This is a genomic window from Peptacetobacter sp. AB800, assembly GCF_047807365.1.
GTDB lineage: Bacteria > Bacillota > Clostridia > Peptostreptococcales > Peptostreptococcaceae > Peptacetobacter.
Map to the genome: position 1 here is coordinate 1 of NZ_JBLOUI010000095.1, position 637 is coordinate 637.

The following is a 637-nucleotide window of genomic DNA, read 5'->3' on the forward strand; positions in this document are numbered from 1 at the left end:
TATGTAGAAAACCCCCAGTTAGACTGGGGGTTCAGTAAAGCTTTTAGCTTTGAGTCTTTAATAAAAAAGCTCCTTTTGATAAGATATAATTGCGGTCCGCCAACTGCAAAAAATTATCAAAAGGAGGTCGTAAAATGAACGACATACATAGTTTATCACATACAAAATGGAACTGCAAATATCATATAGTTTTTGCACCAAAATATAGAAGAAAAGTATTCTATGGAGAAAAAAGAGCAGAAATAGGAGGAATACTTAGAGAATTATGTAGATGGAAAGGTGTAAATTTGCTTAGTGCAGAAGCTTGTCCAGATCACATACATATACTTGTAGAAATACCACCGAAAATGTCAGTATCAGGATTCATGGGATTCTTGAAGGGAAAAAGTAGTCTAATGATATATGAAAGATGGGGAAATATGAAGTATAAATATAGAAACAGACAATTTTGGTGTAGAGGGTATTATGTTGATACAACAGGAAAAGACACAAAAAGAATAAAAGAATATATAGAAAACCAGTTGAGAGAAGATATGATGAGTGAACAGCTAACGCTTGACGTAGTGGACCCGTTTACGGGTAACCAGAAGTAGTTAGCGAGTGGCGGACCGACATACGCTTTGAAGCGTAGCTGGAA

The 637-nt window shown here is 35.6% G+C and carries 1 protein-coding gene; it reads left to right on the top strand.

Annotated elements, in window-relative coordinates; translation table 11 throughout:
- Positions 1 to 134: 134 nt before the first annotated feature.
- Positions 135 to 593, top strand: coding sequence for an IS200/IS605 family transposase (gene tnpA, locus ACK2WN_RS12215; RefSeq protein WP_201416355.1), 459 nt, complete (start codon positions 135 to 137; stop codon positions 591 to 593).
- The last annotated feature ends 44 nt before the right edge of the window (positions 594 to 637 follow it).

What these genes read in the sequence shown, in the direction of transcription:
- tnpA (WP_201416355.1), top strand. Translation starts at nt 135, where the DNA reads ATGAACGACATACATAGTTTATCACATACAAAATGGAACTGCAAATAT.